General features: G+C 68.8%; 1 protein-coding gene. It reads left to right on the top strand.

Features of this window, described 5'->3' with window-relative positions; genetic code table 11:
* Positions 1–532 (top strand): phosphoglycerate kinase (pgk, locus tag ACMUOY_RS20930; RefSeq protein ID WP_413894623.1); only part of this gene is annotated, 532 nt, incomplete at both ends.

Below are 532 nucleotides of genomic sequence, written 5' to 3'. Positions count from 1 at the left end.
GAACCCGAAGCGACCCTTGCTGGCGATCGTCGCCGGCAGCAAGGTCAGCACCAAGCTGGAACTGCTTTCGAGCCTGCTCGGCAAGGTCGACCAGCTCATTGTCGGCGGCGGCATCGCCAATACGTTCCTCGCCGCAGTCGGCAAGCCGGTGGGCAAGTCGTTGTGCGAGAACGACCTGCTCGACACCGCGCGCACCATCCTCGCCGATGCCAAGGCGCGCGGCGCGGAGATCCCGATTCCGAGCGACGTGGTGGTCGCGCCGGCCTTCGCGGCCGACGCACCCGCCACGATCAAGCCCGTGGACCAGGTGACGGCCGAGGACATGATCCTCGACATCGGGCCCGACACCGCGGCGCGCTATGCCGCGATGATCGCCCAGGCCGGCAGCGTGATCTGGAACGGCCCGGTGGGCGTGTTCGAGTTCGATGCCTTCGGCAAGGGCACCGAAGTGCTGGCGCGCGCCATCGCCGCGTCCGATGCCTTTTCGATCGCGGGCGGTGGCGACACCCTGGCGGCGGTGGACAAGTACGGC

This window comes from Candidatus Skiveiella danica, assembly GCF_022705245.1.
In the GTDB taxonomy this organism is placed as follows: domain Bacteria; phylum Pseudomonadota; class Gammaproteobacteria; order Burkholderiales; family Burkholderiaceae_C; genus Skiveiella; species Skiveiella danica.
This window is presented reverse-complemented; position numbering and strand designations above follow the sequence as displayed.